This window comes from Paenarthrobacter sp. NPDC058040, from assembly GCF_042885775.1.
Classification (GTDB): Bacteria; Actinomycetota; Actinomycetes; order Actinomycetales; family Micrococcaceae; genus Arthrobacter.
The window spans coordinates 121233-145470 of record NZ_JBHVRN010000001.1 but is presented as its reverse complement, the minus strand read 5'-3'; the positions used below and the strand labels follow the sequence as shown (position 1 = coordinate 145470).

Here is a 24238-nt window from a genome sequence, read left to right as displayed (position 1 = left end):
CATGAAAACCACGCTCTTCACCGGCTCCGCCCTTGCCCTCGCCGCTGCCTTGGCACTGACGGCGTGTGGCGGTTCAGCCCAGTCCTCTCCCTCCGGGTCCCCCTCCGCCACCTGTCCCGACGGCGAGATCAAGTTCGGCATCGAACCCTACGAGGACCCTGCCAAGCTCAAACCTGCCTATGACGTTCTGGCCAGCGCCCTGTCCAAGAAGCTCGACTGCCCTGTCAGCGTCCAGGTGGTTGAAGACTATGCGGCCGAGGTCTTGGCCATGCGCAACGGCAAGCTGGATCTGGGGCAGTTCGGTCCGCTTGGATACGTGTTCGCGGATTCAAAGGCCGGCGCCGAACCTTTGGTGTCCTTCGGCACAGCTGGGAAGGAACTCAGCACCTACACGGCAGGGATCTGGGTTCCCAAGGACAGCCCCATCCAGTCGATCGGTGACCTGAAGGGCAAGTCCCTGGCCCTGGGCAGCGTCGGCTCAACGTCCGGCGATGTCCTCCCTCGCTTTGGCCTGCGCGAAGCCGGGATCGCCGATGCCGACCTCAAGATGGACTACACCGGCGGCCACCCCGAGGCCCTGCTCGCCCTGACCAACGGCAAGGTGGAGGCAGCCGAAATCAACTCCCAGACGTTGGCCACAGCCATCGCGGCAGGGACCTTCAAGCAGGACGACTTCCGCCAGGTGTGGAAGTCCGAGCCCATCCCCAACGACCCCATCACCGTCCGCGGCGACGCCGACCCCGCGTTCAAGAAAGCCGTGAAGGACGCGTTCCTTTCGCTCTCGCCGGAGGACGTTGCCAAGGTGGGCGAATTCCTGGACGTCACCCCTCCCGGCCCCCTCCTCGAGGTCACCAAGGACAACTACACGCCGCTGTTCGAGTTGGCCAAGACCATGAACCTCACCGAAAAGGATCTTTAAGTGGCAGCCCTTCTGTCCGTCGAGGGTCTGCGGAAGTCCTTTGGCGGCCGCCCGGTGCTGGACGGCGTGGACTTCACGGTTTCAGCCGGCGAACTCGTCGCCTTCCTGGGCGCCAACGGTTCCGGCAAGTCCACTACCTTGCGCTGCGTCATGGGCATTACAGCTCCAGATGGCGGACGAATCAGTGTGGGCGGCACTGCGCTCAGTGACGTGCAGGGACGTGAGCTCCAACAGGCGAAGCAACGAATGGCGATGATTTTCCAGAGGATCCACCTCGTTCCGCGCCGCACCGCCTTGGACAACGTCTGCGCCGGTGCCCTCGCCCGCATCCCCACCCTCCGATCGCTCACCCCGGCACTGTTCCCGGCCGAGGTCCAGCAGGAGGCCCTTGACTGCCTGGACCGGGTTGGCCTCGCAGACCGGGCCTTCGAACGCGTCGGCCGTCTCTCCGGCGGACAGCAGCAGCGCGTCGCCGTCGCCCGGGCACTGTGCCAGCGGGCCGACGTCGTACTCGCTGACGAGCCGGTATCCGCCCTGGACCCCCACGCCGCCGAACAGGTGATGGCGTTGCTCCGCGAACTGGCGCATTGCGAAGGACTTGCCGTCGCAGCCGTCCTGCACCAGCCGGATCTGGCGCTGCGGTACGCGGACCGGTCCATCGGGCTGCTCCAAGGCTCCATGGCGTTCGACCTTCCCTCGGCCGACGTCACCGCCCACCATCTCGACACTCTCTACGCCCCGGACAGGGACACCGCAGACAGGACCCTTGCAGCATGACACCCCAGACCCTCAACCCTGCCGTCGTGCGGCGGGACGCTGCTGGCAAAACGCGCGTGGCACTGGTCCGCCCGAAGAAGCCGCTGCGGTGGATCACGACGGCGGCAGTGGTTGCCGCCGTCGTCGGACTTCACGCTGTGGCCTTCGAAGGGACGGACTTCAAACCCCAAGTCCTGGTGGACGGGTGGAAGGGCATGGCCGCGTTTGTCGCGGACGCGTTCCCGCCGGACCTGAGCTGGGAGCGCACCTTCAAGCCGGGGCTCAAGGCAACCCTGGTGACGCTGTGGATCGGACTGCTGGGGACTACGCTGTCCGTGCCGTTCGCGTTGCTGCTGGCCGCGCTGGCTGCGGAGAACACGAGCCCCCACCGACTGGTTTATCAAGGTGCGCGGGCTGTGCTGTCCTTCTTCCGGGCCGTGCCGGACATCGTGTTCGCCCTGATCTTCGTCACCGCCGTGGGGCTGGGCCCGTTCGCGGGTGTGCTGGCCCTGATCTGCCACAACACCGGCGTCATGGGGAAGCTGTGGGCCGAGTCCATGGAGGAGATCGATGCCGGGCCGCAGGAAGCGCTCCGGACGGCCGGGGCCAACCGGATCCAGCAGGTAGCCAACGCGACGCTGCCCATGGTGGTCCCGCAGTTCGTGGGCCTGCTGCTCTACCGCTTCGACGTGAATGTGCGGTCTTCGCTGGTCCTTGGCCTGGTGGGTGCCGGTGGCATCGGGCTGCTGATCAACCAGTCCATCAAGTCCTTCCAGTTCGACTCGATGCTCACGCACATCCTGATCGTGCTGGTGCTGATCATCGTGGTGGACCAGTTCTCAGCATGGATCCGCCGACGCCTGGCCGCGTAGCGCCGTTGGCACCCCCACTGGGTCGCAGTAGTGCGCGTTTTGAGGGCTCATAACGCGCACAAATGCGACCTACTTGGGTAGGTGGGGGGAGAATGGAAGCCGACTGTTGGGCAACGGGCTGAGTGAGGATGGAGCGGGTATGCAGGTTGATGTGGTGGTTGTTGGCGGCGGAGCCATGGGATCGGCGGCCGCGTGGCAGTTATCCCGGAGCGGCAAGTCCGTGGTCCTCCTCGAACGGTTCGAAGCCGGACACCACATCGGGGCTTCCCACGGCGCAACCCGCAACTTCAACACTGCCTACGCCGAGGCTGACTACCTGGACCTCTTGGACGAATCGAAAATCCTGTGGGACGAGCTCGCCGCGGAAAACGGCGCGCCGTTGCTGGACCTGGTGGGCCTGGCCAACCACGGCAACGTTCCCAAGCTTGAAGCGGTCCGCGCGGCCCACGAAGAACGCGGGATCGAGAGCTACTTCATCTCCGCGACTGAAGCCGCCGACCGCTGGCAAGGCATGAACTTCAGCACCGACGTGCTCTTCGTTCCCGGCTCCGGCAGGGTCCGTGCCGCAGATGCGCTGGCTGCGCTCCGAAACTCGGCAGAGTCGCGCGGTACGATCTTCAAATATTCGACGCCGGTCCGCGACATCCGCGTCGACGGCGCCGAATCGGTGGTTGTGGTAACAGACGAAACCGAATACACGGCCAAGCGGGTTGTGGTCACCGCCGGCGCCTGGACCACCAAAGTCCTGGACGGCCTGGCCAAACTCCCCGCGCTGGTTGTCACGCAGGAACAGCCCGCCCACTTCACCCCGCGCGACAACACCGTGGTGTGGCCGAGCTTCAACCACAATCCGGACCCTGATCCCAGCAATGAACTCTACGAATACTGGTACAGCCCGGTTTACGGCATGCTCACTCCCGGCGAAGGCGTCAAGGCCGGCTGGCACGGCGTCGGACCCGTCATGGACCCCGACGAGCGCACCTTCCAGCCCATCCCCCAGCAGCTCGAGGCTTTAGTGCGGTACGCCGAAGAGTGGCTTCCCGGCGTCGACCCTTCCACCGCGGTGCCCATCAGCTGCACCTACACCACCACGCCCAACGAGGACTTCGTCCTGGACAGCTTCGGCCCGCTGGTGGTGGGTGCCGGGTTCTCGGGCCACGGCTTCAAGTTCACTCCGGCGATCGGACGGGTGTTGAAGGACATCGTCGACGGCGGCGCGGCACCTGCGCGGTTCCGCGCCGAGCGCTGATTGCCCGGGAAACCAAAAAGACCCCGCAGGCCTGAGGCCTGCGGGGTCTTTTTTGCTGCTAATTCAGGGTCGCGAGGACCTTATTGAACGTTGCCGACGGGCGCATGATCTCAGCGGCCTTAGCGGCGTCCGGACGGTAGTAACCGCCGAGCTCGACGGCGGGACCCTGGACAGCGTTCAGCTCGCCGACGATTGCCTCTTCGTTGGAGGTCAGCGCCTCTGCGATCGGGGCGAAGGCCGCTGCCAGCTCTACGTCGGAGGACTGCTTGGCCAGTTCCTGCGCCCAGTACATGGCCAGGTAGAAGTGGCTTCCACGGTTGTCCAGCTCGCCAACGCTGCGGCGCGGGGACTTGTTTTCCAGCAGGAACGTTCCCGTGGCGCGGTCCAGCGTGTCGGCCAGGACCTGGGCGCGGGCGTTGCCCGTGGTGGTGGCGAGGTGCTCGAAGCTGACGGCAAGGGCAAGGAACTCGCCCAGGCTGTCCCAGCGGAGGTGGTTTTCCTTGACCAACTGCTGGACGTGCTTGGGAGCGGATCCACCGGCGCCGGTCTCGAACAGGCCGCCACCGTTGATCAGCGGAACAATCGAGAGCATCTTGGCGCTGGTACCGAGCTCGAGGATCGGGAACAGGTCCGTGAGGTAGTCGCGGAGCACGTTGCCCGTGACGGAGATGGTGTCCTGGCCCTTGCGGATGCGCTCCAGGGTGAAGGCGGTGGCCTCAACCGGGGACAGGATCTCGATCTGCAGGCCCTCGGTGTCGTGGTCCTTCAGGTACTCGTTGACCTTGGCGATCAGGTTGGCGTCGTGCGCACGGCCCTTGTCCAGCCAGAAGACAGCCGGGGTCTGGGATGCGCGGGCGCGGGTGACGGCCAGCTTGACCCAGTCGCGGATCGGGACGTCCTTGGTCTGGCATGCGCGCCAGATGTCACCCGGGGAAACCTGGTGTTCGATCAGCACGGTACCTGCACGGTTCACGAGCTGGACGGTACCGGCTGCCTCGATCTCGAACGTCTTGTCGTGGCTGCCGTATTCTTCGGCTGCCTGGGCCATGAGGCCAACGTTCGGAACGGTACCCATGGTGGTGGGATCGAACGCACCGTTTGCACGGCAATCGTCGATGACAACCTGGTAGACACCGGCGTAGGAGCTGTCCGGGAGGACTGCCAGGGTGTCGGCTTCCTTGCCATCCGGGCCCCACATGTGGCCGGAGCTCCGGATCATGGCCGGCATGGAGGCATCCACGATGATGTCCGAGGGGACGTGCAGGCTGGTGATGCCCTTGTCGGAGTCAACCATTGCCAGGGCCGGACCGTCTTCGAGGCCCTTGGTGATGGCAGCCTTGACGCCTTCGCGGACGTCTTCCGGCAGGTCTTCCAGGCCGTTGAGGATGGCGGCGAGGCCGTTGTTCGGGCTGATGCCGGCTGCAGCCAACTGCTTGCCGTAGGTGTCGAAAAGCTCGGAGAAGTAAGCCTTCACCACGTGGCCGAAGATGATGGGGTCCGAGACCTTCATCATGGTGGCCTTGAGGTGTGCGGAGAAGAGGATGCCCTCTTCCTTGGCTCGGGCAACCTGTGCGGCGAGGAACTGGTCCAGGGCGTCAGCACTCAGGGCGGTGCCGTCCACAACTTCGCCGGCCAGGACGGGGAAGTCCTTCTTGAGGACCTTGACGGTGCCGTCTTCGCGGACAAGCTGGATGGTCAGGGCGTCATCGGCCTCGATGACCACGGACTTCTCGTTGGAGCGGAAGTCGTTCTGGCCCATGGTGGCCACGTTGGTCTTTGAGTCCGCGGACCAGGCACCCATGGAGTGCGGGTTCTGGCGGGCGTAGTTCTTGACCGACAGGGGCGCGCGGCGGTCGGAGTTGCCTTCACGCAGCACCGGGTTCACAGCGGAACCCTTGATCTTGTCGTAGCGCGAGCGGATGTCCGTCTCGGTGTCGGAGGAGGGGTTGTCCGGGTAGTCCGGGAGGGCGTAGCCCTGGGCCTGCAGTTCGGCGATTGCGGCCTTGAGCTGCGGAACGGAGGCGCTGATGTTGGGCAGCTTGATGATGTTGGCTTCCGGCTGCTTTGCCAGTTCGCCAAGTTCAGCCAGGGCGTTGCCCGTGCGCTGGTCTTCAGTCAGGAAATCGCCGAACACGGCGATGATGCGGCCGGCCAGCGAAATGTCACGGGTCTCGACCTCCACACCTGCGGTCGAGGCGTACGCTTCCACAATCGGCAGGAACGAGTAGGTTGCCAGCATCGGCGCTTCGTCTGTGTGGGTATAGATAATCTTGGCCATTGGCGGGGTTCTCCCTGAAAGTCTGCAGATTTCAACATCTCTAACTTACCCGAGCACGCCGTTTTGGGGGCTGTTCGTGTCCGGGATCACGCCTCGCGTTACCGCTTTCACAGGCGCTGCCCCGACGCCGCAAGGCTGCCTTCCGGGTGCCAAAACGCCCGACGGCGACCTGCCCGCCGGAGCTGCCGCGCCGCCGTCGTACTCCTCTCCCAAGGACCCCGGCGCAAGTGACAGCAAAATATCACAAAGTCTGAAACATCTCTTTACAAACTTGTCACACGCCCGGTAGCTTCGATTCCGTCAGTCGGCGGTCGCCATCACTGGCCGCCTCACTCCCTCGATTAGGTAGGAACAACGTGACAAAAACCAAGACCCTGGCCACAAGCCTGCTGAGTCTGTCCGCTGCTGCGATCCTCGCCCTGGTTGGAACCACCAGCGCCAACGCGGCCCCCGCCAAGGACACCGATTCCAGCGGCGCTGCGGTCAGCAGCCACAACGGCGACATCCTCGCCACCAAGGCACTCCAGCGCACGGGCATCCTGAACCTTGGCAAAGCCCCGGTCACCGAAGCCCCGGGCGCCATCACCAGCATCGAAGGCCAGCAGGCGTCCACCGACTCCAAGGCCATCAACCTCAAGGTCAACCAGAGCGAAACGCCGGTCAAGCACATCGGCAAGATCTTCTTCACCCTCGGCGGCGCCAACTACGTCTGCTCCGGCAACTCCGTCACGTCCGCCAACAAGAGCACCGTGTCCACGGCCGGCCACTGCGTCAACGAAGGCCCTGGCGCGTACGCCACCAACTTCGTCTTCGTTCCGGCCTACCTCAACGGCTCCGCACCCTACGGCAAGTGGACGGCAAGGGCGCTGTACTCCCCCAGCCAGTGGGCCAACAACGGCAACATGCAGTACGACACCGCGTTCGCCGTCGTGAACACCCTCAACGGCCAGAAGCTCGCCGACGTGGTGGGCTCCTCAGGCGTACAGTTCAACGCCGCACGCGGCCTGAGCTACAAGTCCTTCGGCTACCCGGCAGCCCCTCCGTTCAACGGCGAATCGCTCAAGAGTTGCTCCGGCACCGCCACCAACGATCCCTACAACCCGCAGTTCGGCACCCAGGGCATCCCGTGCAACATGACCGGCGGTTCCTCGGGCGGCCCGTGGTTCATCGGCAACAGCTCCAGCGGTTACCAGAACTCGGTCAACTCCTACGGATACGGCAGCAACTCCACCACCATGTACGGCCCGTACTGGGGCACCGTAATCCAGTCCACCTACACCACGGCTGCGGCTTCGTAATCGATCTGGCACGCCCCTGTTAAGTACGCACTGTTAAGTACGACGGCGGCCGTCCCCTTTCGGGGGCGGCCGCCGTTGCGTTGTTCCTGACTGGTCCTTTCGGGGACTAGTGGAAGAAGTGGCGTGCGCCGGTGAAGTACATCGTGATGCCGGCAGCGTTGGCTGCGGCGATGACTTCCTCGTCGCGGACCGAGCCACCCGGCTGGACCACGGCGCGGACACCGGCGTCGATCAGGATCTGCAGGCCGTCAGCGAACGGGAAGAACGCGTCCGAAGCCGCAACGGCACCGCGTGCGCGCTCTGGTGCGTTGGCACCGCTGGCATTGGAGGCACCGCCGGCGCCATCGACGTCGGACTCCACCTGGACGCCCAGCGTGTTGGCGCGCTCGACAGCAAGCTTGCAGGAGTCGAGGCGGTTGACCTGGCCCATGCCGATGCCCACTGCCGCACCGTTGTCGGCGAGCAGGATGGCGTTGGACTTCGCCGCGCGGCAGGCGGTCCAGGCGAACGCGAGGTCGGCGAGGGTCTTCTGGTCAGCGGCTTCGCCGGCGGCGAGCGTCCAGTTGGCGGGGTTGTCGCCGTCGGCGTCCACCTTGTCGCTCATCTGGACCAGGACGCCACCGGAAACCTGGCGCATTTCCGAGGCGTAGCGGCCGTAGCCCTCGGGCAGGGCGAGCAGGCGGATGTTCTTCTTCTTGGAGAGGATCTCCACGGCTTCCGGCTCGAAGTCCGGAGCGATGACAACCTCGGTGAAGATGTCTGCGACGGTGCGGGCCATGCCAGCCGTGACCGTGCGGTTGGCCGCGATGACGCCACCGAAGGCAGACACGGGGTCGCAGGCGTGGGCCTTGGCGTGGGCGTCGGCGATCGGGTCAGCGGCGTCAACGGAACCGACCGCAACACCGCACGGGTTGGCGTGCTTGATGATGGCAACGGCCGGCTCGGCGAAGTCGAACGCAGCGCGGAGGGCGGCGTCGGCGTCCACGAAGTTGTTGTAGCTCATGGCCTTGCCGTGCAACTGGTCAGCCTGGGCGATACCGGCCGGGGCAGCCTTGTCCACGTACAGTGCAGCCTGCTGGTGCGGGTTTTCGCCGTAGCGGAGGACCTCGGAGCGCTCCAGGGCCAAGCCGGCGTAGGCAGGCCAGTCGATGACGCCGTCGCCGTCTTCATCCAGGAACTGGCTCGCGGTCCAGGTTGCCACGGCGTTGTCGTAGCTGGCCGTGTGCGCGAAGGCCTTGGCGGCCAAGCGACGACGGGTGTTCAGGTCGAAGCCACCGTGGGCTGCGGCGTCAACAACGGCACCGTAGAAGTTGGGATCCGTGACGATCGCGACGGCGGCGTGGTTCTTCGCGGCCGAACGCACCATGGCCGGGCCTCCGATGTCGATCTGCTCAACAACGTCGTCCTGCGCTGCGCCGGACTTCACGGTCTCGACGAACGGGTACAGGTTGACCACTACGAGGTCGAAGGTTTCGATCTCCATGCCGGCGAGGGTGTCCATGTGCGCCGGGACGCGACGGTCGGCGAGGATGCCGCCGTGAACGCGCGGGTGCAGGGTCTTGACGCGGCCATCCAGCATTTCCGGGGAGCCGGTGACTTCTTCGACTTCCTTGACCGGGATGCCTGCGGCGGCGATCTTCTTGGCGGTGGAGCCGGTGGAAACAATGGCGACGCCGGCTGCGTGCAGGCCCTTCGCGAGCTCCTCCAGTCCCGTCTTGTCGTAAACCGAGATCAGTGCACGGCGGATGGGAACACGGTCAAGCTGCGTCAAGCTCACAAAAGTCTCCGTCTTAGTTCGCGTAGATATCGCGGGTCGGTGGGGATATGGGCAGTTTATCGTGTTTCGCTGCATGGCTGGTTTTGCGTCTCTTGGTACCCCTCCCGTTGCGAGGCCCGCTCTTCGTGTTATCTCCCGCGCTTAGCCCGCAAAGCAGGCCTCACACTGTTGAGCCCTCCCGTTGCGAGGCCCGCTCTTCGTGTTATCTCCCGCGCTTAGCCCGCAAAGCAGGCCCCACAAGTTACGACGGCGGTCGTCGCCACCCTCGCGACCTCAGGGCATCCTTGATTTTCCGTTCGGAGTGGGTCCAACCAGCATTCATCTGGACCTTCGAGAACTTCAGGACGATCCATCCCATCGCTCGAAGCCGATCGTCACGCTCGATGTCCTTCCCCCATTGCACTGGGTCACTTCGATGGTGATCGCCCTCATACTCGAGGGCGATCTTGTACTCCTCGTACTGCAGGTCCGGAGTGGAAATGTACCTGCCGTACTCATCGAAGATGGCCTGCGTGATCACCGGCTCCGGCAGACCGGCGTCGAGAATCTTTATACGCAACCGAGACTCCTGCGCCGAATCCACGCCTGAGCGCAACAGCGGCAAGACCTCGCGCGCGAGCCGGATTCCCTTAACCTTGGGGCGCCGATCAACAACTTCCTGGATGGCATCGACGGAGGACAGCGGGTTCTCACGCGCAAGCAGGTAATCGCCAGCCGCCACAAGGGAAGCCGGTCCCATATGCCTTGCGAGGTCAACAAACGTCCATTCAGGCGAGGTCAGGTTGACACCGTTGAGGACCCGGACGTCCCTTGCCAGGAGCGGAGCCCGATGCCCAACCACTCCACGCCTCTTCATCCTCCCGACTTCCTGGCGACGGGTCACATGAATCAGTCCACTGAGCCCTTCCTCCTCCACATCAAGAGGAAGCGGCATCGACCAAAGGAGAGCCGCCGTGACATGACTAACGGCACACCGCGGAGTGACAGCGGTATGCAGCCTCGCGAGCAAGTCGAGGTCCGGTTTGTCTCCCTTGGCAAGACGTAGGCCGCGGCTTGGCGTGATGTACCCGCTCGTCTGCAGGCGCCACCGCGGTAGTCCCGACGCGTAGGCTTCGCTCACCAGGAAGCCTCGTTGATCCAACAGGCCGGGCAATGGAGTTGGTTTTCGCATTGACCCATGCTTCCCGAAAACGAGAGACTCCATTCGGTTATCCACAGAATCGGACGTCGATTGTGCCCCGGACTCTCCCTCCACAGACTTTGCGGGGCACGCTCTACGCCCCAAACACACCAAATAGCCCGCACAACGGGCCACACAACGGGAGGCGTGCGACATAGGGTTGAGCCATGGATGCCACGGACGTCGTTCTTGTTGCCGATGTTGGGAAGAGCCGCTGCCGCGTGGAACTGCGGAGTGGTGATGAGTTGCTTGGCGCCGCGGACCAGCACGGCTTCCCGGGCGTACACGTGGACAACGGGCCGACTCTGGCGTTCGACCTCCTCCTGGAAACCACAGCCACGCTCCCGCCGGGCCTGCCCGTGAGCACCCTGACCGGAATCGGGGCGGCGGTTGCCGGCGTCGAGGCGTCCTCGGAAAAGTCCGGTGAACTCGCCAGCATGCTTTCACAGCATTTCAGCGTTCCCGCGGCGGTGCTCTCCGACGCCACGGCTGCCCACCTGGGTGCACTCCAAGGCGCCCCGGGGATCAGCCTGATCGTGGGGACGGGTGCCGTGGCCTTCCGCTTTGACGAGGCCGGCGTCCTGCACCGCGCCGACGGCTGGGGTCCCTATCTGGGCGACCGTGGCAGCGGCCGCTGGATCGGCCAGCAGGGGCTCCAATCAGTTTTGCACGCGCTCGACGGCGGCCCTGCCACGACGCTCTCGGCAGCGGCGGGCGCTCTGGTTGAGACGCCGGAACACCTACCGGCGTGGCTGGCCGAACAAGAGAACCCCTACCGTGCGATGGCTCGGTTCGCGCCCCTGGTCCTGCACGCTGCCGAGGCGGGTGACGCCGTCGCACATCACATTGTGGACCGCGCCTGCCGCATCCTGACCCGTACCGTGCAAATGGCCGCAAGTGGTGACCCGAGCGGTTCGCCGCGCGTCGCGATACTGGGCGGAGTGGCCGGTTCGGAGTTCTTCGCCGGGCTCTTGCAGAAGTCCCTGGCTTCGGCTGGGATTGAGGTGGTGGCCCCGCTCGGCGACGGCCTGGACGGTGCCGCCCTCGCTGCGCAGCGCCGCGGGCTCCTCCAGGAAAGGTACATCCACCGTGACGGAACAAACTGGCCCGACTGACGCCGACAAACTCGCCGGACTCCGCACGGAACTGGCTAGGTTGCAGACTGAAGCCGCCGCCGAGAACCTCAAGGACCTGGACATCCTCGGCACGGATGAGCTGGTGGCAGCCATGCTGGAGCACAGTGCAGGAGTACACGCGGCCGTTGCCGAAGCGAGTGCCGCCATTGTCCAAACGGTCGACGCCGTTGCGGAGCGGCTTCAGCGTGGCGGTCGCCTGTTGTACGTGGGGGCCGGCACGGCGGGGAGGCTGGGTGTGCTCGACGCGAGTGAATGCCCGCCGACGTTCGGCACTCCGCCGGGACTCGTCGTCGGACTCATTGCAGGCGGCACCCAAGCGATCCAGAAGCCCGTGGAGTACGCCGAGGACAACGCAACCGCAGGCGCGCGGGACCTGCACGATGTCAACGTGACGGAAGCGGACGCCGTCGTGGGTATTACTGCGTCCGGAAGGACGCCCTACGTGATCGGCGCGCTGGAGGAGGCCCGGAAGAAGGGCGCGTTCACGGTGTCGCTGGCGTGCAACAAGGGTTCGGCCGTGAGCCATCTGGCGAACGTTGCGATCGAAGTTGTTGTGGGGCCGGAGTTCATTGCGGGTTCCACCCGGCTGAACTCGGGAACTGCGCAGAAACTTGTCCTCAACATGATCAGCACGCTGGTGATGGTGAAGCTTGGCAAGACGTACGGGAACCTCATGGTGGACCTTCGGGCGACGAACGAGAAACTGCTGGCACGGTCCCAGCGGACGGTGCAGCACGCGACGGGTGTTTCCGCGGAGGAGGCTGCTGCGGCGCTCGATTCGGTTGGTGGATCGGTCAAAGCCGCCATTTTGGTGGTGCTGACGGGCCTCGACCCCGCGGGGGCGAAGTCGGCGCTGGAGGAAGCCGGCGGGTTCCTGCGGAGAGCCATCGAGAAGTCCGCCGGCGACCAGGCGTAATACTGTCCGGCCGAGCGCCTAGAGTTGCATGCAGGAGGCCTCATGAATACATACACAACCGTGCCCAGCGGCGAACAAGTGGTGCAGGAATTGCCGTGGCGCTGGAAGGTCCAAGGCAAGATCTTCATCATCGGTGGGCTCGGATTCATGTTCGATGCCTGGGATGTGACGCTCAACGGCATCCTTATCCCGCTGCTGTCCAAGCACTGGTCACTGCAGCCAGCTGATGCCGCGTGGATCGGTACGGCCAACCTGATCGGCATGGCCGTGGGTGCGTTCGCGTGGGGAACCATCGCGGACACGATTGGGCGCAAGAAGGCCTTCACTGCGACTCTCCTGATTTTCAGCGTCTTCACTGTGCTGGGGGCCTTGGCTCCTGACATCGTGTGGTTCTGCATCTTCCGCTTCATGGCGGGCTTCGGGCTGGGTGGATGTATCCCGGTGGACTATGCGCTGGTGGGTGAGTTCACGCCCCGGAAGCAACGCGGCAAGGTGCTTACGGCCATGGACGGTTGGTGGCCCGTGGGCGCAGCTCTCTGTGGCTTCGTTTCGGCGGGGCTGGTTGCTTTGTATGGGGATTGGCGCCTCACGATGCTGGTCATGGTGGTTCCAGCGCTTCTGGTGTTCTGGGTGCGGCGTTCGGTCCCTGAGTCGCCGCTGTTCCTGATCCGCAAGGGCCGGCGCGTGGAGGCGGCCGCGGTGATTGATGGCTTGGTGGAAGCGACGGGTGCAACGCCGCGGGCTTACAGCTTGCCCGAACCCCAGGATGCTCCAAGGCTCTCCCCCGGCAGCGCATGGGGTCAGCTTCGCAAAATCTGGACGTTCGATTGGAAGATCACCACGGCGGCCTGGGCTTTGTTCTTCTCAGTGTTGTTGGTCTACTACCTATCCCTCACCTGGATGCCGCGCATTCTCATCGGAGCAGGATTCGAGGAGTACAAAGCGTTCGTCACGACGGCGAGCATGGCCGCCGTCGGGCTTTTGGGCGTAGTGGTTGCAGCGCTGTTGGTGGAGCGTGTGGGCCGCAAGTGGATCCTGGCGATCACGGGTCCGTTGTCCGCCGTGACGTTGGTGATCGTGGCACTGGTTGTGGATGTGCCGTCCGCCGCTGTGTTCTGGCTGCTCGCGTTTGGCTTTGTGGTCCAAGTGGCCATCCCTGTGCTGTATGCGTACGTTTCCGAGTTGTACCCCACGGAGCTCCGGGGCTCGGGCTTCGGCTGGGCTTCGACGTTTTCGCGGATCGGCGCAGGCTTTGGGCCGCTCGTGTTTGCCTCGTTCTTCTGGCCGGAGTTCGGGCTGGCGACCTCCTTTGCCATGGCGGGAGGGCTTGTGTTGCTGTCCGTGCTGTGGATGGCGTTCTTCTCCCCGGAAACGAAGCAGCGCGTCCTCTCCTAGCGCTTCCTTCGTACCCAACTAGGTCGCATTTGTGCGCGTTTTCAGGCCTCAAAACGCGCACAAATGCGACCTACTTGGGTGTCCACCCGTGTTCTTCGAGCGCGCGCCTCACCTTTCGCACTCCGGTTGTTGCGTCGGTGGACATGTGGCGCTTCGAGATCCTCACCAAGGTCCATCCTGCACGCGCAAAGTCCTCCTCCCTCTGGATGTCCCGGACGATCTGCTCGCGGTCCGAGTGGCCCTCCCCCTCGTATTCGACTGCAACGCGCCACTCGCTGAAGGCGAGGTCAGGTTGACGTACGACGCCGGGACTCAGGTCCACGCGCACGTTGACTTCCGGGGTGGGCAGCCCAGCCCGCCCCAGCGCCAGCCTCAGTCGCGTTTCCGGCGCGGAGTCCGCACCCACGCAGGCCTGCTCCAAAGCGAGGCGGGCTTTGCGGATACCCGGAGTCCCCCAGTGGCGATCCAGCATCTCCTCGAGCTCGGCAAGCGTGCAGTACGGCGTAGTACGGTTCTCGAATTCAGGCCGGGGAATACGAAGCAGGTGATCAGCAACGACGGTGATTTCATCAATGTCCATTTTCCGTGCACAGTCCAACCACGTCCGGGCTCGAGTCGTGATGAAAAGCCCGTTCAAGGTGGTGATTTCATCCTCGAAGAATTGAGCTCTGTGTCCGATCACGCCCTTTCGCCGGGGAATGGCCATCGGTTCAGGACGCGAGATGTGGATGGCAGGCTCGTGGCTGCCGGGTAGGAAACCAGGAAACTCCCACAGCACGAACGCCGTGGCGTGGGACGCTGCGGAGAACGCCGTGACGTGAGTGAGAGGCCGGACCCTGTCTTCCAAAGAGTGATCGCCCGCAGATACCGGCGTTCGAATCGCCCTGCTCGGTGACGCCAGGCTGTGGTGACTGAGCCGCCGTCGTGATACGCCAGCCTCAGCAGCTTCGTGCCACGTAAACGGCATTGACGACAACGGCTCGGGCAGGGGCTTTGGTGTCTTCATGCCCCATGCTGACAAACTTCAGGGGGCGCATGCGTCGTTATCCACAGGCACAGGCGGACCTACGAAATGTAGGTAGCAGCAGAGCGCGTTTTGAGGGCTCAAAACGCGCACAAATGCGACCTACTTGGGTGAGGGAGGGGAGACAGTGGCGAGGTCGGCCAGGGTCTGGACCAGGAGGCGGCGCTCCACTACCTTGATGCGCTCGTGCAGGGTTTCCTCGGTGTCGTCCGGCTCGATCACCACGGCTTCCTGCGCAATGATGGGCCCGGTGTCTACTCCTGCGTCGGCCCAGTGAACCGTGCAGCCCGTGACCTTCACACCGTAGGCCATGGCATCGCGGACACCGTGGGCGCCGGGGAACGAGGGCAACAGGGCCGGGTGCGTGTTGACGTACTTGCCACCAAAGGCATCAATGAAGTCGGCGCTGACAATGCGCATGAACCCAGAAGAAACCACCACATCCGGGCTGTAGGAAAGGACCTTGTCGCGCAAAGCCGCATCCCACTCGCCGCGCGTTTCGAAGGAGTTGAAGTTGACCACGAAGGTCTCGATGCCGGCTTCGTCGGAACGCTCCACGCCGTAGGTATCGGGACGGTCGGCGCCCACAGCGGCGATCTCGACATCCAGTTCACCCGACTTCACGGCGTCGATGACTGCCTGAAGATTGGAACCAGTACCGGACACGAGGACAACAATGCGCATTGCACTAGCTTATGGGCGGCTCGCGTAGGCTGGAAAACATGAATCCCGACGTCGGTCCCAAGCCGAACCCGCCATCCCGCGCCGAGGCGGAAAAAGCCGCTTTTGGCGTGACGCAGATCCTGTTCCGTGCGTTCCTGTTGTCGGCGTTGGGATCGTTTTTCGTCTTCTCCCTGAACGTGAACTACGTGTGGCTCAGCGCCATCCTTACCGTGGCCAGCGTGGTGCTCGGGATTGTGGTCCTGGTGCGGGCCGTGAAGTACAAGCACTCCAAGATCGTGCTCTTCGGAACCATCTCCGGCTTGGTGGTCTCAGCGATCATGTGCCTGCTGATTCTCACGACGTCCCTGTTCTTCAAGCAGGTAAGTACGTACCAGGATTGTGCGCGTTCGGCCTTGACGGAGACGGCAAAGTCGAGGTGCCTCGCCGACCTTGAGAACTCGATGCCCGGGCCGTTGCGCTAAGCGCCCCAAACCGGGCCGCCGGCAGAGCGTCAGGCGTGTTCGTCGTCGTACGCGTTTTCGTCCAGGTTCGCCTCGCGCAGCTTCTGGCTGCGTTCCAGCCACGGCCCCACTGCGTAGCCAATAACGACGCCGATACCCACCTCGGCAGCCACCCAGACTGCCGTCCACAACGGGTGGGGGCCGATGTCCGTGAGCCGGCCAATCCCGGCCGAACCCCTTGCGATCCACGCAAGGCCCGCACTCAGCAGGCCGGCGACTGCACCAATGAACGCGCCCAGGAACAACGTTGACACCGCTGCCGTGAACCAGCGGGCCTTGATCTTGATGGAGAGCCACTCGTCGAAGTGGTTCTCGCCTTCGCGCAGGAACCACCAACCGGCCATGATGCCCGCAACCACGGGGAGCGCGAGGGCCATGCCGCCAAGGTCCAGTTGTCCGGCGGGAAGCCCACCGAAAATCGGGACGGCAGGCAAAGGCCCGACGGCGGTCCCCAGCGGTCCCGCGGTGGAGCCGACGCCGAGGGCGAACCCCGAACCGGAGGACCAAGCAAGCGTGAAGATCACGAGGTTCGGCAGGAAGCCGAGCTGCGCAATGGTGAGGACTGCCCCGCCCAGGGCGCCTGCTTTCAGGCCCTCATAGACGGCGATGATGTCCGTCCAATGCCACACGATATCCACGGCGAGGAGCAGTGCGGCGAGCGCAACCGCGGCCATGGTCGCCACGAATCCGGCCTTCATCGCTGAGCCCACGTAGGAGCCGGCCCAGCGCGAATGCTGGCTGGTCTTGGCAAGCCACGCGACTGCGTCCACGCCGATCAGGCGGCTCCACGAACCGGCCTCGCGTCGTGCGCCGACCACCAAGCCCAGGCCGAACGAGATCAGCGGGATGGACATGGCAAACCAGAGGTTGATCACCACGTCGGAGGTCCGGCACACGAATCCGGTGGCAGCCCCGAAGGCCGCGTAAACGAGCCATGCCCCGAGGAACGCCTGCCACAACTGGTCCGTGTAGGATGCACGGGCCAGGCGACGGCCCGCCCGCCACGCGAGCAGGAACGGAATGAGCGTCAGGCCAAGAGGTATCAAGGACAAAGAACCCGAACCGGGTTGGCCCGCGGTTCCCAGATTGACCTGCGCCAGGTGCAACGGAACGCCGTGGATCAGCAGCCATGCCTGGCCTGCCAAACGGGCAAGGGCATCGACGTTGCGGTTCTGGAAGCCGTCGGTGGCCCACACCCCCACCAGGGGCAGGACCACAACGATGGCCGAAATGAAGGCTGCCTGCGCCGCTTCCAGACCACCCTGCAGCCAAAGGGGCATCGGGAGGCCACGGTTTCCGGTCTGATCAGCACGCAGTTTCATCGTGATCTATCGTGCCACGGTGCGCCGGTCTCCCCCGGCAGACTCCCGGGAATACGGCAGATTCCTGAGCTTTTTGCTTGGACCCGGGAGTAAGATTGGAGGTGTTTTCACAGACTTCACAAGGCCCGGAAATCATCGAAGCCGGGAACTAGGAGCGGCCAATGGATAGGTGTCACAACTAACTACTGAAAGTCGTACTAGCAGCTGGTGCAACCACCTACGGATACTCTCCAGGTTGCACCAGCCTTCTTATGTCCTTTTGCCCTCTCGCCGAGGGGTTAGATCTCGGGGTTTTGGGGCTCGCTTTCCGCCGAGAGCTCACCCCTCGCGAAGCTCGCTAAGGAAAGCACGACGGCGGACTGCCCACCTGGCGCTGCGGGGGCAACGATCTCCGCGCCGAACACGCGATCCCCGCGCGTGCGTGTGCCGCACAAAATCGCTGGACTAGCTGACACCTCGGACTCACACTGTGTACACGGGCAACCAAATTGTTCTTTGGAAAGGGACAGGGTCCATGGACGACCTCTCAGCATTTTTCCCGCTCATCGCCGCGATCGTGGGCGTGGTTGTTGCCATTGGGTTCGTTTGGCTCGCGACCAAGGCCATGTGGAAGGTAGCGGAACCAAACGAGGCGCTGATCATTTCCGGCCTCACCCGCGGAACGCTGGAGAACACGGATGGCATGGACTTCAAGATCGTCACCGGCAAGGGAGCGTTGGTGATTCCTGGCCTGCAAACCGTTCGGCCCCTGGCGCTGACGCTCAACGAAACCGAGCTGAAGGTCTCGTGCGTGACGTCCCAGGGCATCCAGGTGATCGTGGACGGCGTGGTGATCTACAAGATCGGCGACGCTCCCCCGTTCATCGCCAACGCTGCCCGACGGTTCCTGGGGCAACAGCCCAAAATGGAGAGCCAGGTCTACAACGTGTTTGAGGGACACCTGCGTTCGATCATCGGCAGCATGACTGTGGAGGAGATCATCCGGGAGCGCGACAAGCTCGCCTCACAGGTCCGCAGTGCCAGCGGTGTGGAGATGGAGAAGCTTGGCCTGGTGGTGGATTCGCTGCAGATCAAGGACCTTCAGGATCCCACCGGCTACATCCAGAACCTGGCCAAGCCGCACATCGCGCAGGTCAAGATGGAAGCCCGGATCGCCGAGGCTACGAGGAACCGGGAAGCTGCGGAGAAGGAAGCAGAGGCCGCTGCGTTGATTGCGGATGCCCAGAGCCGCTCGGCCATCAAGCAATCCGCTGCTGCCGCGAACGCCGAGCAGGCACGCGCCAATGCCGCTCAAGCTGGTCCTTTGGCCGATGCGACCGCCCGCCAGCAGGTGGTGGTGCAGGAGACCGAAGTCGCCAAGCTTGAAGCGGCCCGCGAAGAACAGAAACTGCAGACCACCATCCGCAAGCCAGCGGACGCGAAGGCGTACGCCCAGCGGACCGAGGCTGAAGCCAAGAAGGCCGCGGACATCAGCGCCGCCGAAGCCCTGGCCAAGCGCACCGAACTAGAAGCACAGGCCAACGCCCGACGGGTTGAACTCGAGGCACAAGCCAACGCCGGCGCTGCCGCAGCCATGGCCGGCGCCACTCGCGTCACTGGTGAGGCTGAAGCGGCCGCGACGACGGCACGCGGCAATGCAGCCGCCTCGGCTGTGAAGGCAAAGGCTTTGGCAGAGGCCGAGGGTATCAAGGCCCGTGGCGAGGCGTTGGAGTCGAACCAGGACGCAGTCATCTCCCAGCAGATCGCCGAGAACATGCCCGCCATTGTCTCGGCCGCGGCGGAGCCGTTCTCGCGGATCGGGCAACTCACGGTGCTCAATGGCGGCGAGGGGCTCAACAGCATGGTCGGCGGGATCCTGTCCCAGGTGGGTAGCTTCCTGCCGTCGTTGGCCGCGGCGTTACGGGGGAAGGAAGCTCCCCGGCCTGCCCCTTCTCCCGGCAAGGCTGCAGCGCGTCCCGCTCCTGTCAGGGAGCCCGATGCATAAAGACGTGGACCGGAGTCTCACGGGCAAGATCGGCCGGGTCACGGGCACAATCGGACCCGACACCCTGGGCGAAGTGATGCTCCCCTTTCACGGCGGCACCAGCGCGTTCTTCGCCCGCCCATTCGACAAGACCAGCGTCTACCCCGTGGGCGAGAAGGTGCTGGTGATCTACTTCGAGCCGCCGCAGACGGTGTACGTGGAGGAGTTGCCGGAAGAGCTGCGGTCGTAAGCCCGCCCACCGTTTAAGTACGACGGCGGCACACGGCTGAGGGGGCGACGGCGGCAACCGTCACGGTTGCGGCCCGTAGATGAACTCCTTGGCGTGATTGACGGCCTTCTTGAAGGCATCGTTGCGCAAGGACACCTGTTCCCCTGATGCACCGCTACCTGGTTCCATGAACGTCGTTGGCCCGGGTCGAAGGATCCAGATGTCCGCCGCTGGCGGCAGGTAGAACACCCCAAACGAACGATGCTCGGGGTCGTCCGTCCAGATGGGAACAACGGCAACTGCTGCGCCTGTATCCACGTTGATCCACTGGGCACGGGGCATGGGTTGTTCGTGCACCTCCGGGTCCAGGAACGGTGCGGTTCCTTTGCCCCAACGTTGCTCGAAGCGTTCATAGAACGCCGGGATCAGGTGGCTGTCGTAGGAACGCCAAGCATTCATGTGGGTCTCCTAAGGCCTCTGCGAGATGGTGTCCACCGAGTTGGTCCGAAGCTCAGGGGCTGCCCGCGTCGATCGACAGGTTCCGTTTCCGCCGTCGTGCGATGGATGCGGACCTTGACCGGCGTGCCGGAACCGGCGCCCGCGCGTTCGTGGTCGTAAGCCGACCGCCTTTCCGAGTCCGACAAAACGACGTAAGCCTGCATAATCGCGTGAAGCTGCTGGAGGTTGGCACCCGGGGAGGTTCCGCCGTCGTGCGATGCCGTGTCCGGGTGATGGCGACGCAACAAAGCGCGGTAGGCGCGCGTGATCTCCCGGGCAGAGGCTTTCGGTGTGACACCCAGGATCGCGTAGTAGTCAGGCTGGTTTCCCACGGCTGGTTTCCGATGGACATGTTTGGACTGGGAGATGGCCCCCGGCGAACCAAGCAGTTCGGACCGGGGGCCATCCGTTCGGGAGTCAACGTCGGGGGCCGCGTTTCCTCTGCGCAACAAGCGCGATGGCGTGGCGCGAAGCCTGCGCCCATTCTTCCGATGCGGCCGGTCTGATGCTCCCGCTTGCACGCTCCGCCGAAGGCCACCCCCGGGCGGACCCGGCGGAGCGAACCCGTTAGGCGTTGATCTCCTGGCGTTGACCGCTGGATGTGATTTCGATTCGCCGTGGCTTGGCCTTTTCGGCGACCGGGATACGGAGTGTCAGGACGCCGGCGTCGTAGCCGGCCTTGACGCCGTCAGTGTCCAGGGTGTCGCCGAGAATCAGTTGCCGGCTGAAGACGCCTTGCGGTCGTTCGGCAGCAATCATCTCGGTGTCCTCCCCAGCGGACGACTTCCGTTCAGCCTTGACGGTCAAGACGTTGCGTTCGACATCCAGCTCAATGGAGTCGGGTGCCACTCCGGGCAGGTCCAGCGCAACAATGAATTCTTCGCCCTCCTGCCAGGCATCCATCGGCATGCCGGCCGGGCGTGCTGTTGTGCCAAAAACCTGTTGGGCGAGCCTGTCGAATTCGCGGAACGGGTCAGTGCGCATCAGCATGTGGTTCTCACTCCTTCAGATCTTGATGCTGATTCTGTTGTGGTGCCAGCCTTCCTGATCTGTATTGGCTGGTATAGATTTTTTATAGCACTGGCAAGAAAGTGGTGCAAGAGGATTTTTCGAGGATTTTGGAGTGGTTTGTGGCAGGTCCTGAGAACGCTGACTCGGCGGAAACGCACGACGGCGGCTTGGCCGCTTCCGCGCCGGGCGGCACTCCTGCCGGGGCTGCCTCGCGGGACGACCTGGGCGTATATGCCATCTCCGTCGCCGCCGAACTCGTCGGCACGGGCCAGCAGAACCTCCGTTTGTACGAGCGCAAAGGGCTGCTCCTGCCGGAAAGGACCTGCGGCGGCACACGGCGTTACAGCGAACGGAACCTGGTCACGTTGCGCCGGATTGGCGTGCTCCTGGACGAGGGGCTCAACCTGGCGGGAGTGAAGCTGGTGTTGGAGCTCGAGGCGACGAACCGGGGGTTGGTGGAGCACAACCGCGGACTCACCGACGACAACCGGGAGCTGCGGGCGGACAACCGTGGACTGCGGAAGGACTTGAAGCTTGCGCGGGGTGGGGAGTGATTTTCCGCAGGTCATGGCATTTCAATTCGGCGGCGAGTAATCTCTGACCCGACGCCGGCCCCGAGAGCACGACGTCCGTAACAGAGCGGCTTCCCCTGTTAAATGGCCGCCGTCAGGGACTCGTCCCGTGAGCACGGCACTTGGTCTCCTCCCTGGCACAAGGGAGGGTGCCGACATTCATCACCGCACCGCTCAAAAAATCGAGAACAAAATGAAACTCACAAAATCGCTCAGGCTCGCGCCTGTGGCTGTGTTACTCGCCGCTCTGTTTGTCCCCGCGTCACCCGCGGCGGCCCTCGACTTCCCAATCCAACTTCCCGCAGGATCCGGCTGCGCGTTCAATCTTGAACTAAATGGAGTTGGCGGAAAGATACAGATCAAGGAATTCAAAGATGCAGAGGGCAACGTCGTCCGCCACCTCGAGGCAGGGAAAGGCGTTCTGTTGACCTATACGAATTACGGCATGGATCCCGACGTATGGGTCAAAGGTAAGTCGGTGACTATCCGAACTGATGGTTCCGTGGCCAGCACCCGATTCAATGCCGATGGAACCCAAACTGTCACCGCGACCGGCCACAACGGACTCATTCTGTTCCCCAGTGACGTTCCAGCTGGACCTTCGACTATCCACTACATAGGAAAGTTGGTTTACACCATCGACGCGAATGGTGTATTCACGCTCATCAGCAGTTCAGGCCAGCAACGGGATATTTGCAAGGAACTGTCCTAAGAGTGCCCGCGGACAGCGAGGGGTGAGATCCCGGCGTTCGGGGCCTTGCCTTGCGCCGAAAGCTCACCCCTCGTGAAGAGAACCTCAAAGAATCGCCGTCATCCCGTTCCACCCCGTACCTACGCGCGACGCTGAAGGCCACACCGAGCCGCCCTGCCCCGAGTACAGCCACAGTTCGCCGGCGCCATTCCGGGCCAGGATGTCCGCGCGGCCGTCGCCGTCGAAATCGCCGGGTCCCACGAGTGAGTTCATCACGTTCCAACCCTGGCCGATGCTCTGCCGGGACAGCCACCCTCCGTAGCCGCTGGGTGGGTAGAGCCAGAGCGCACCCGCGGAATCGCGAGCAGCGATGTCGGTGAGGCCGTCACCGTTGAAGTCGCCCGCACCGGTAATCTCGGACATATCGGACCACCCTGAACCCACCCACATCCTGGGCAACCAGCCGCCGCTGCCGTCTCCGCGGTAGACCCACAGGGCACCACCGCGATCGCGTGCTGCCACGTCCACGGATCCGTCGCCGTGGAAGTCAATGCCCTCTATCGCGCCCATGCCTTCCCAGCCACTGCCGATCTGCAAGCGCGGCTTCCAGCCCGCCGAGCCGTTTCCTGGATAGAGCCACAAAACACCGGCTCCGTCACGGGCCATCACATCGGCGTTGCCGTCACCGTTGAAGTCTCCGGGAGCGAGCAGGGCGGTCATCACATTCCAACCGACCCCGACCTGCACGCGGGGCAGCCATCCACCTGAACCATCTCCCGGGTACAGCCACAGCACCCCGGAGGAGTCGCGAGCCAGAAGGTCAGCGAACGAATCACCGTTGAAGTCATTCTTCGCTGGGGCTGCCACCGTACCGTCGATCACCGAGACGGATTCATTGTCGTAGTTAGCCACGTAGGCCTTCCCCGTGGACGGATTCACGCCGATTGCAACGGGGTTCTGCCCGGTGAAGACCGCCGACGAACTGTTGTCCGTGCCGTCAATGATGGTGATTCCCCGGCCGGACATCGCGATATAGATCTTGTTGCTTGCCTGATTCACCGCGATGTCGCGGATAAGCGAGGGTGTGATGATTTGGGCAATTTCGGTGAAGGCAGACCCGTCAATAACTTTGACGTAGCCCTCCAAAGAATTACTGTCCGCAGCAACGTAGATCCTGTTTGTTGCCGGGTTGACGGCCAGCATCCCCACCTTGCTCGAAGTCTCAAGCTTTCCGGTGGTTTTGTCCGTTGTGCCATCGATGACGCTCACGCCGGCACCGTATCTGCCAAGGGTCGTGAAATAGATCTTGTTGGTGACCGGGTTGACCGCCACAGAGAGGATGCCCCCGGCACCAATGATGATGTCCCCGGTGATGGAGCCGGCCGCGTTGATGACCTTGATGGTTCCGCCTGACCTGACGTAAACCTTGTTGGTGGCGGGGTTCACCACAATGTCCTGTGCACCCCCGGCGAGAGGAACGGTACTAACAGCGCTGGTGGCGCCATCGATGATGGCAACTCCGGCAGCGACGCCGACGTAGATCTTGTTGTTGCGTTCGTTGACCGCCACGACTCCCGGTCCGGACCCCACGAACACAGACGTCACAGCCCGCGTCACACCGTCCACCACGGCAACGGTGCCACCGATCTCACTGACGTAAATCTTGTTCGTCGCCGTGTTCACCGCGACGTCCACAGGCGTGTCTCCCGAGTACAGCCTGCCCGCGCCAGTTTCGCCCTCGATGACCGAAACACCTTCAGAGGTGCTCACATAGGCCTTATTCGTCGCGGGGTTCACGGCGATTTCCCCTGGGCGCTCTCCGACGGAAACGACGTTGGTCACGGCATCAGCGAAAGCAGGCGAAACCACACCGCCCAACAGCAGGGCCAGCCCAAGCCCGACGGCGCCAATCCGCGCCGCCCGCGGGCGCCGCCGTCGTACGTCACCAGAGTGCCGCCGTCGGCTCCG

At 63.8% G+C, this 24238-nt stretch carries 23 protein-coding genes; 13 read left to right on the top strand and 10 right to left on the bottom strand.

What is annotated here, in order from left to right; translation table 11 throughout:
- Position 1: 1 nt before the first annotated feature.
- From ACFVSJ_RS00630 to ACFVSJ_RS00615, 4 genes are all read left to right on the top strand, one after another.
- Positions 2–919, top strand: coding sequence for a phosphate/phosphite/phosphonate ABC transporter substrate-binding protein (locus tag ACFVSJ_RS00630; RefSeq protein WP_387433153.1), 918 nt, complete (start codon positions 2–4; stop codon positions 917–919).
- The gene (locus ACFVSJ_RS00625; protein WP_387433151.1) at positions 920–1696 is read left to right on the top strand and encodes a phosphonate ABC transporter ATP-binding protein; all 777 of its coding nucleotides are present in this window, start codon (positions 920–922) and stop codon (positions 1694–1696) included.
- A complete protein-coding gene (phnE, locus tag ACFVSJ_RS00620) occupies positions 1693–2547 on the top strand; it encodes a phosphonate ABC transporter, permease protein PhnE (RefSeq protein WP_387433148.1) in 855 nt (284 codons plus the stop codon). The genes ACFVSJ_RS00625 and phnE overlap by 4 nt, the downstream gene beginning before the upstream one ends.
- A 139-nt stretch (positions 2548–2686) precedes the next feature.
- Complete coding sequence (locus tag ACFVSJ_RS00615; protein WP_387433146.1) at positions 2687–3796, top strand: FAD-dependent oxidoreductase; 1110 nt, start codon at positions 2687–2689, stop codon at positions 3794–3796.
- Between the two features lie 58 nt (positions 3797–3854).
- On the opposite strand, the gene ACFVSJ_RS00610 is transcribed toward ACFVSJ_RS00615, so the two are convergent.
- On the bottom strand, positions 3855–6074 hold the full coding sequence (locus tag ACFVSJ_RS00610; RefSeq protein WP_387433144.1) for an NADP-dependent isocitrate dehydrogenase: 2220 nt from the start codon (positions 6072–6074) through the stop codon (positions 3855–3857).
- 356 nt (positions 6075–6430) lie between these two features.
- On the opposite strand from ACFVSJ_RS00610, the gene ACFVSJ_RS00605 reads away from it, so the two are divergent.
- Positions 6431–7372, top strand: coding sequence for a trypsin-like serine peptidase (locus ACFVSJ_RS00605; protein ID WP_387433142.1), 942 nt, complete (start codon positions 6431–6433; stop codon positions 7370–7372).
- Between the two features lie 106 nt (positions 7373–7478).
- On the opposite strand, the gene purH is transcribed toward ACFVSJ_RS00605, so the two are convergent.
- Positions 7479–9149 (bottom strand): bifunctional phosphoribosylaminoimidazolecarboxamide formyltransferase/IMP cyclohydrolase, encoded by a 1671-nt coding sequence (purH, locus tag ACFVSJ_RS00600; RefSeq protein WP_387433140.1) that lies wholly within the window; start codon positions 9147–9149, stop codon positions 7479–7481.
- A gap of 241 nt (positions 9150–9390) precedes the next feature.
- Entirely contained in the window at positions 9391–10005 is a 615-nt protein-coding gene (locus ACFVSJ_RS00595; RefSeq protein ID WP_387433137.1) for a hypothetical protein, read from the bottom strand.
- 491 nt (positions 10006–10496) lie between these two features.
- Here ACFVSJ_RS00595 and ACFVSJ_RS00590 point away from each other — a divergent pair, with 491 nt between their 5' ends.
- Genes ACFVSJ_RS00590 through ACFVSJ_RS00580 form a run of 3 tightly spaced genes read left to right on the top strand, consistent with a single transcriptional unit; the run spans position 10497 to position 13776 of the window.
- Positions 10497–11444 carry an N-acetylglucosamine kinase gene (locus ACFVSJ_RS00590; RefSeq protein ID WP_387433134.1) on the top strand — a complete coding sequence of 316 codons (948 nt, stop codon included), beginning with the start codon at positions 10497–10499 and terminating at the stop codon, positions 11442–11444.
- Positions 11419–12381 carry an N-acetylmuramic acid 6-phosphate etherase gene (murQ, locus tag ACFVSJ_RS00585; RefSeq protein ID WP_387433132.1) on the top strand — a complete coding sequence of 321 codons (963 nt, stop codon included), beginning with the start codon at positions 11419–11421 and terminating at the stop codon, positions 12379–12381. The genes ACFVSJ_RS00590 and murQ overlap by 26 nt, the downstream gene beginning before the upstream one ends.
- A 42-nt stretch (positions 12382–12423) precedes the next feature.
- Positions 12424–13776 carry an MFS transporter gene (locus ACFVSJ_RS00580; RefSeq protein WP_387433129.1) on the top strand — a complete coding sequence of 451 codons (1353 nt, stop codon included), beginning with the start codon at positions 12424–12426 and terminating at the stop codon, positions 13774–13776.
- Positions 13777–13846: 70 nt separating this feature from the next.
- Here ACFVSJ_RS00580 and ACFVSJ_RS00575 read toward each other — a convergent pair whose 3' ends face one another.
- Positions 13847–14356, bottom strand: coding sequence for an endonuclease domain-containing protein (locus tag ACFVSJ_RS00575; protein ID WP_387433126.1), 510 nt, complete (start codon positions 14354–14356; stop codon positions 13847–13849).
- Positions 14357–14902: 546 nt separating this feature from the next.
- Positions 14903–15484, bottom strand: a complete 582-nt coding sequence (gene purN / locus ACFVSJ_RS00570) for a phosphoribosylglycinamide formyltransferase (protein WP_387433123.1) — start codon at positions 15482–15484, stop codon at positions 14903–14905.
- 11 nt (positions 15485–15495) lie between these two features.
- Between purN and ACFVSJ_RS00565 the strand changes: the two genes are divergently transcribed.
- Positions 15496–15945, top strand: coding sequence for a hypothetical protein (locus ACFVSJ_RS00565; RefSeq protein ID WP_387433120.1), 450 nt, complete (start codon positions 15496–15498; stop codon positions 15943–15945).
- A gap of 29 nt (positions 15946–15974) precedes the next feature.
- Here ACFVSJ_RS00565 and ACFVSJ_RS00560 read toward each other — a convergent pair whose 3' ends face one another.
- Positions 15975–17306 (bottom strand): DUF6350 family protein, encoded by a 1332-nt coding sequence (locus tag ACFVSJ_RS00560; RefSeq protein ID WP_387433117.1) that lies wholly within the window; start codon positions 17304–17306, stop codon positions 15975–15977.
- Positions 17307–17820: 514 nt separating this feature from the next.
- Between ACFVSJ_RS00560 and ACFVSJ_RS00555 the strand changes: the two genes are divergently transcribed.
- On the top strand, positions 17821–19290 hold the full coding sequence (locus ACFVSJ_RS00555) for a flotillin family protein (protein WP_387433114.1): 1470 nt from the start codon (positions 17821–17823) through the stop codon (positions 19288–19290).
- Positions 19283–19519, top strand: coding sequence for a hypothetical protein (locus ACFVSJ_RS00550; protein ID WP_387433112.1), 237 nt, complete (start codon positions 19283–19285; stop codon positions 19517–19519). Before ACFVSJ_RS00555 ends, ACFVSJ_RS00550 begins: the two co-directional genes overlap by 8 nt.
- A 60-nt stretch (positions 19520–19579) precedes the next feature.
- Here the strand turns inward: ACFVSJ_RS00550 and ACFVSJ_RS00545 are convergent, their stop codons facing one another.
- The 3 genes from ACFVSJ_RS00545 to ACFVSJ_RS00535 all read right to left on the bottom strand — a co-directional run bounded on the left by ACFVSJ_RS00545 (position 19580) and on the right by ACFVSJ_RS00535 (position 20986).
- Positions 19580–19957 (bottom strand): hypothetical protein, encoded by a 378-nt coding sequence (locus ACFVSJ_RS00545; RefSeq protein ID WP_387433110.1) that lies wholly within the window; start codon positions 19955–19957, stop codon positions 19580–19582.
- Positions 19954–20328: a J domain-containing protein gene (locus ACFVSJ_RS00540; protein WP_387433107.1), complete on the bottom strand. Its 375-nt coding sequence runs from the start codon at positions 20326–20328 to the stop codon at positions 19954–19956. Before ACFVSJ_RS00540 ends, ACFVSJ_RS00545 begins: the two co-directional genes overlap by 4 nt.
- 235 nt (positions 20329–20563) lie before the next feature.
- On the bottom strand, positions 20564–20986 hold the full coding sequence (locus ACFVSJ_RS00535; protein WP_387433104.1) for an Hsp20/alpha crystallin family protein: 423 nt from the start codon (positions 20984–20986) through the stop codon (positions 20564–20566).
- A 140-nt stretch (positions 20987–21126) separates the two neighbouring features.
- Here ACFVSJ_RS00535 and ACFVSJ_RS00530 point away from each other — a divergent pair, with 140 nt between their 5' ends.
- Together ACFVSJ_RS00530 and ACFVSJ_RS00525 are read left to right on the top strand one after the other, a co-directional pair.
- On the top strand, positions 21127–21561 hold the full coding sequence (locus tag ACFVSJ_RS00530) for a MerR family transcriptional regulator (RefSeq protein WP_387433102.1): 435 nt from the start codon (positions 21127–21129) through the stop codon (positions 21559–21561).
- A gap of 127 nt (positions 21562–21688) precedes the next feature.
- Complete coding sequence (locus ACFVSJ_RS00525) at positions 21689–22291, top strand: hypothetical protein (protein WP_387433100.1); 603 nt, start codon at positions 21689–21691, stop codon at positions 22289–22291.
- An 84-nt stretch (positions 22292–22375) separates the two neighbouring features.
- Here the strand turns inward: ACFVSJ_RS00525 and ACFVSJ_RS00520 are convergent, their stop codons facing one another.
- The gene (locus ACFVSJ_RS00520; RefSeq protein ID WP_387433097.1) at positions 22376–24112 is read right to left on the bottom strand and encodes an FG-GAP-like repeat-containing protein; all 1737 of its coding nucleotides are present in this window, start codon (positions 24110–24112) and stop codon (positions 22376–22378) included.
- Positions 24113–24238 lie beyond the last annotated feature (126 nt).

Coding starts and splice junctions, on each gene's coding strand:
- ACFVSJ_RS00630 (WP_387433153.1), top strand. CDS start 2: ATGAAAACCACGCTCTTCACCGGCTCCGCCCTTGCCCTCGCCGCTGCC.
- ACFVSJ_RS00535 (WP_387433104.1), bottom strand. CDS start 20,986: ATGCTGATGCGCACTGACCCGTTCCGCGAATTCGACAGGCTCGCCCAA.
- ACFVSJ_RS00610 (WP_387433144.1), bottom strand. CDS start 6,074: ATGGCCAAGATTATCTATACCCACACAGACGAAGCGCCGATGCTGGCA.
- ACFVSJ_RS00575 (WP_387433126.1), bottom strand. CDS start 14,356: ATGGACATTGATGAAATCACCGTCGTTGCTGATCACCTGCTTCGTATT.
- ACFVSJ_RS00555 (WP_387433114.1), top strand. CDS start 17,821: ATGGACGACCTCTCAGCATTTTTCCCGCTCATCGCCGCGATCGTGGGC.
- ACFVSJ_RS00595 (WP_387433137.1), bottom strand. CDS start 10,005: ATGAAGAGGCGTGGAGTGGTTGGGCATCGGGCTCCGCTCCTGGCAAGG.
- ACFVSJ_RS00580 (WP_387433129.1), top strand. CDS start 12,424: ATGAATACATACACAACCGTGCCCAGCGGCGAACAAGTGGTGCAGGAA.
- ACFVSJ_RS00590 (WP_387433134.1), top strand. CDS start 10,497: ATGGATGCCACGGACGTCGTTCTTGTTGCCGATGTTGGGAAGAGCCGC.
- ACFVSJ_RS00615 (WP_387433146.1), top strand. CDS start 2,687: ATGCAGGTTGATGTGGTGGTTGTTGGCGGCGGAGCCATGGGATCGGCG.
- ACFVSJ_RS00545 (WP_387433110.1), bottom strand. CDS start 19,957: ATGAATGCTTGGCGTTCCTACGACAGCCACCTGATCCCGGCGTTCTAT.
- phnE (WP_387433148.1), top strand. CDS start 1,693: ATGACACCCCAGACCCTCAACCCTGCCGTCGTGCGGCGGGACGCTGCT.
- ACFVSJ_RS00560 (WP_387433117.1), bottom strand. CDS start 17,306: ATGAAACTGCGTGCTGATCAGACCGGAAACCGTGGCCTCCCGATGCCC.
- ACFVSJ_RS00565 (WP_387433120.1), top strand. CDS start 15,496: ATGGGCGGCTCGCGTAGGCTGGAAAACATGAATCCCGACGTCGGTCCC.
- ACFVSJ_RS00550 (WP_387433112.1), top strand. CDS start 19,283: ATGCATAAAGACGTGGACCGGAGTCTCACGGGCAAGATCGGCCGGGTC.
- purN (WP_387433123.1), bottom strand. CDS start 15,484: ATGCGCATTGTTGTCCTCGTGTCCGGTACTGGTTCCAATCTTCAGGCA.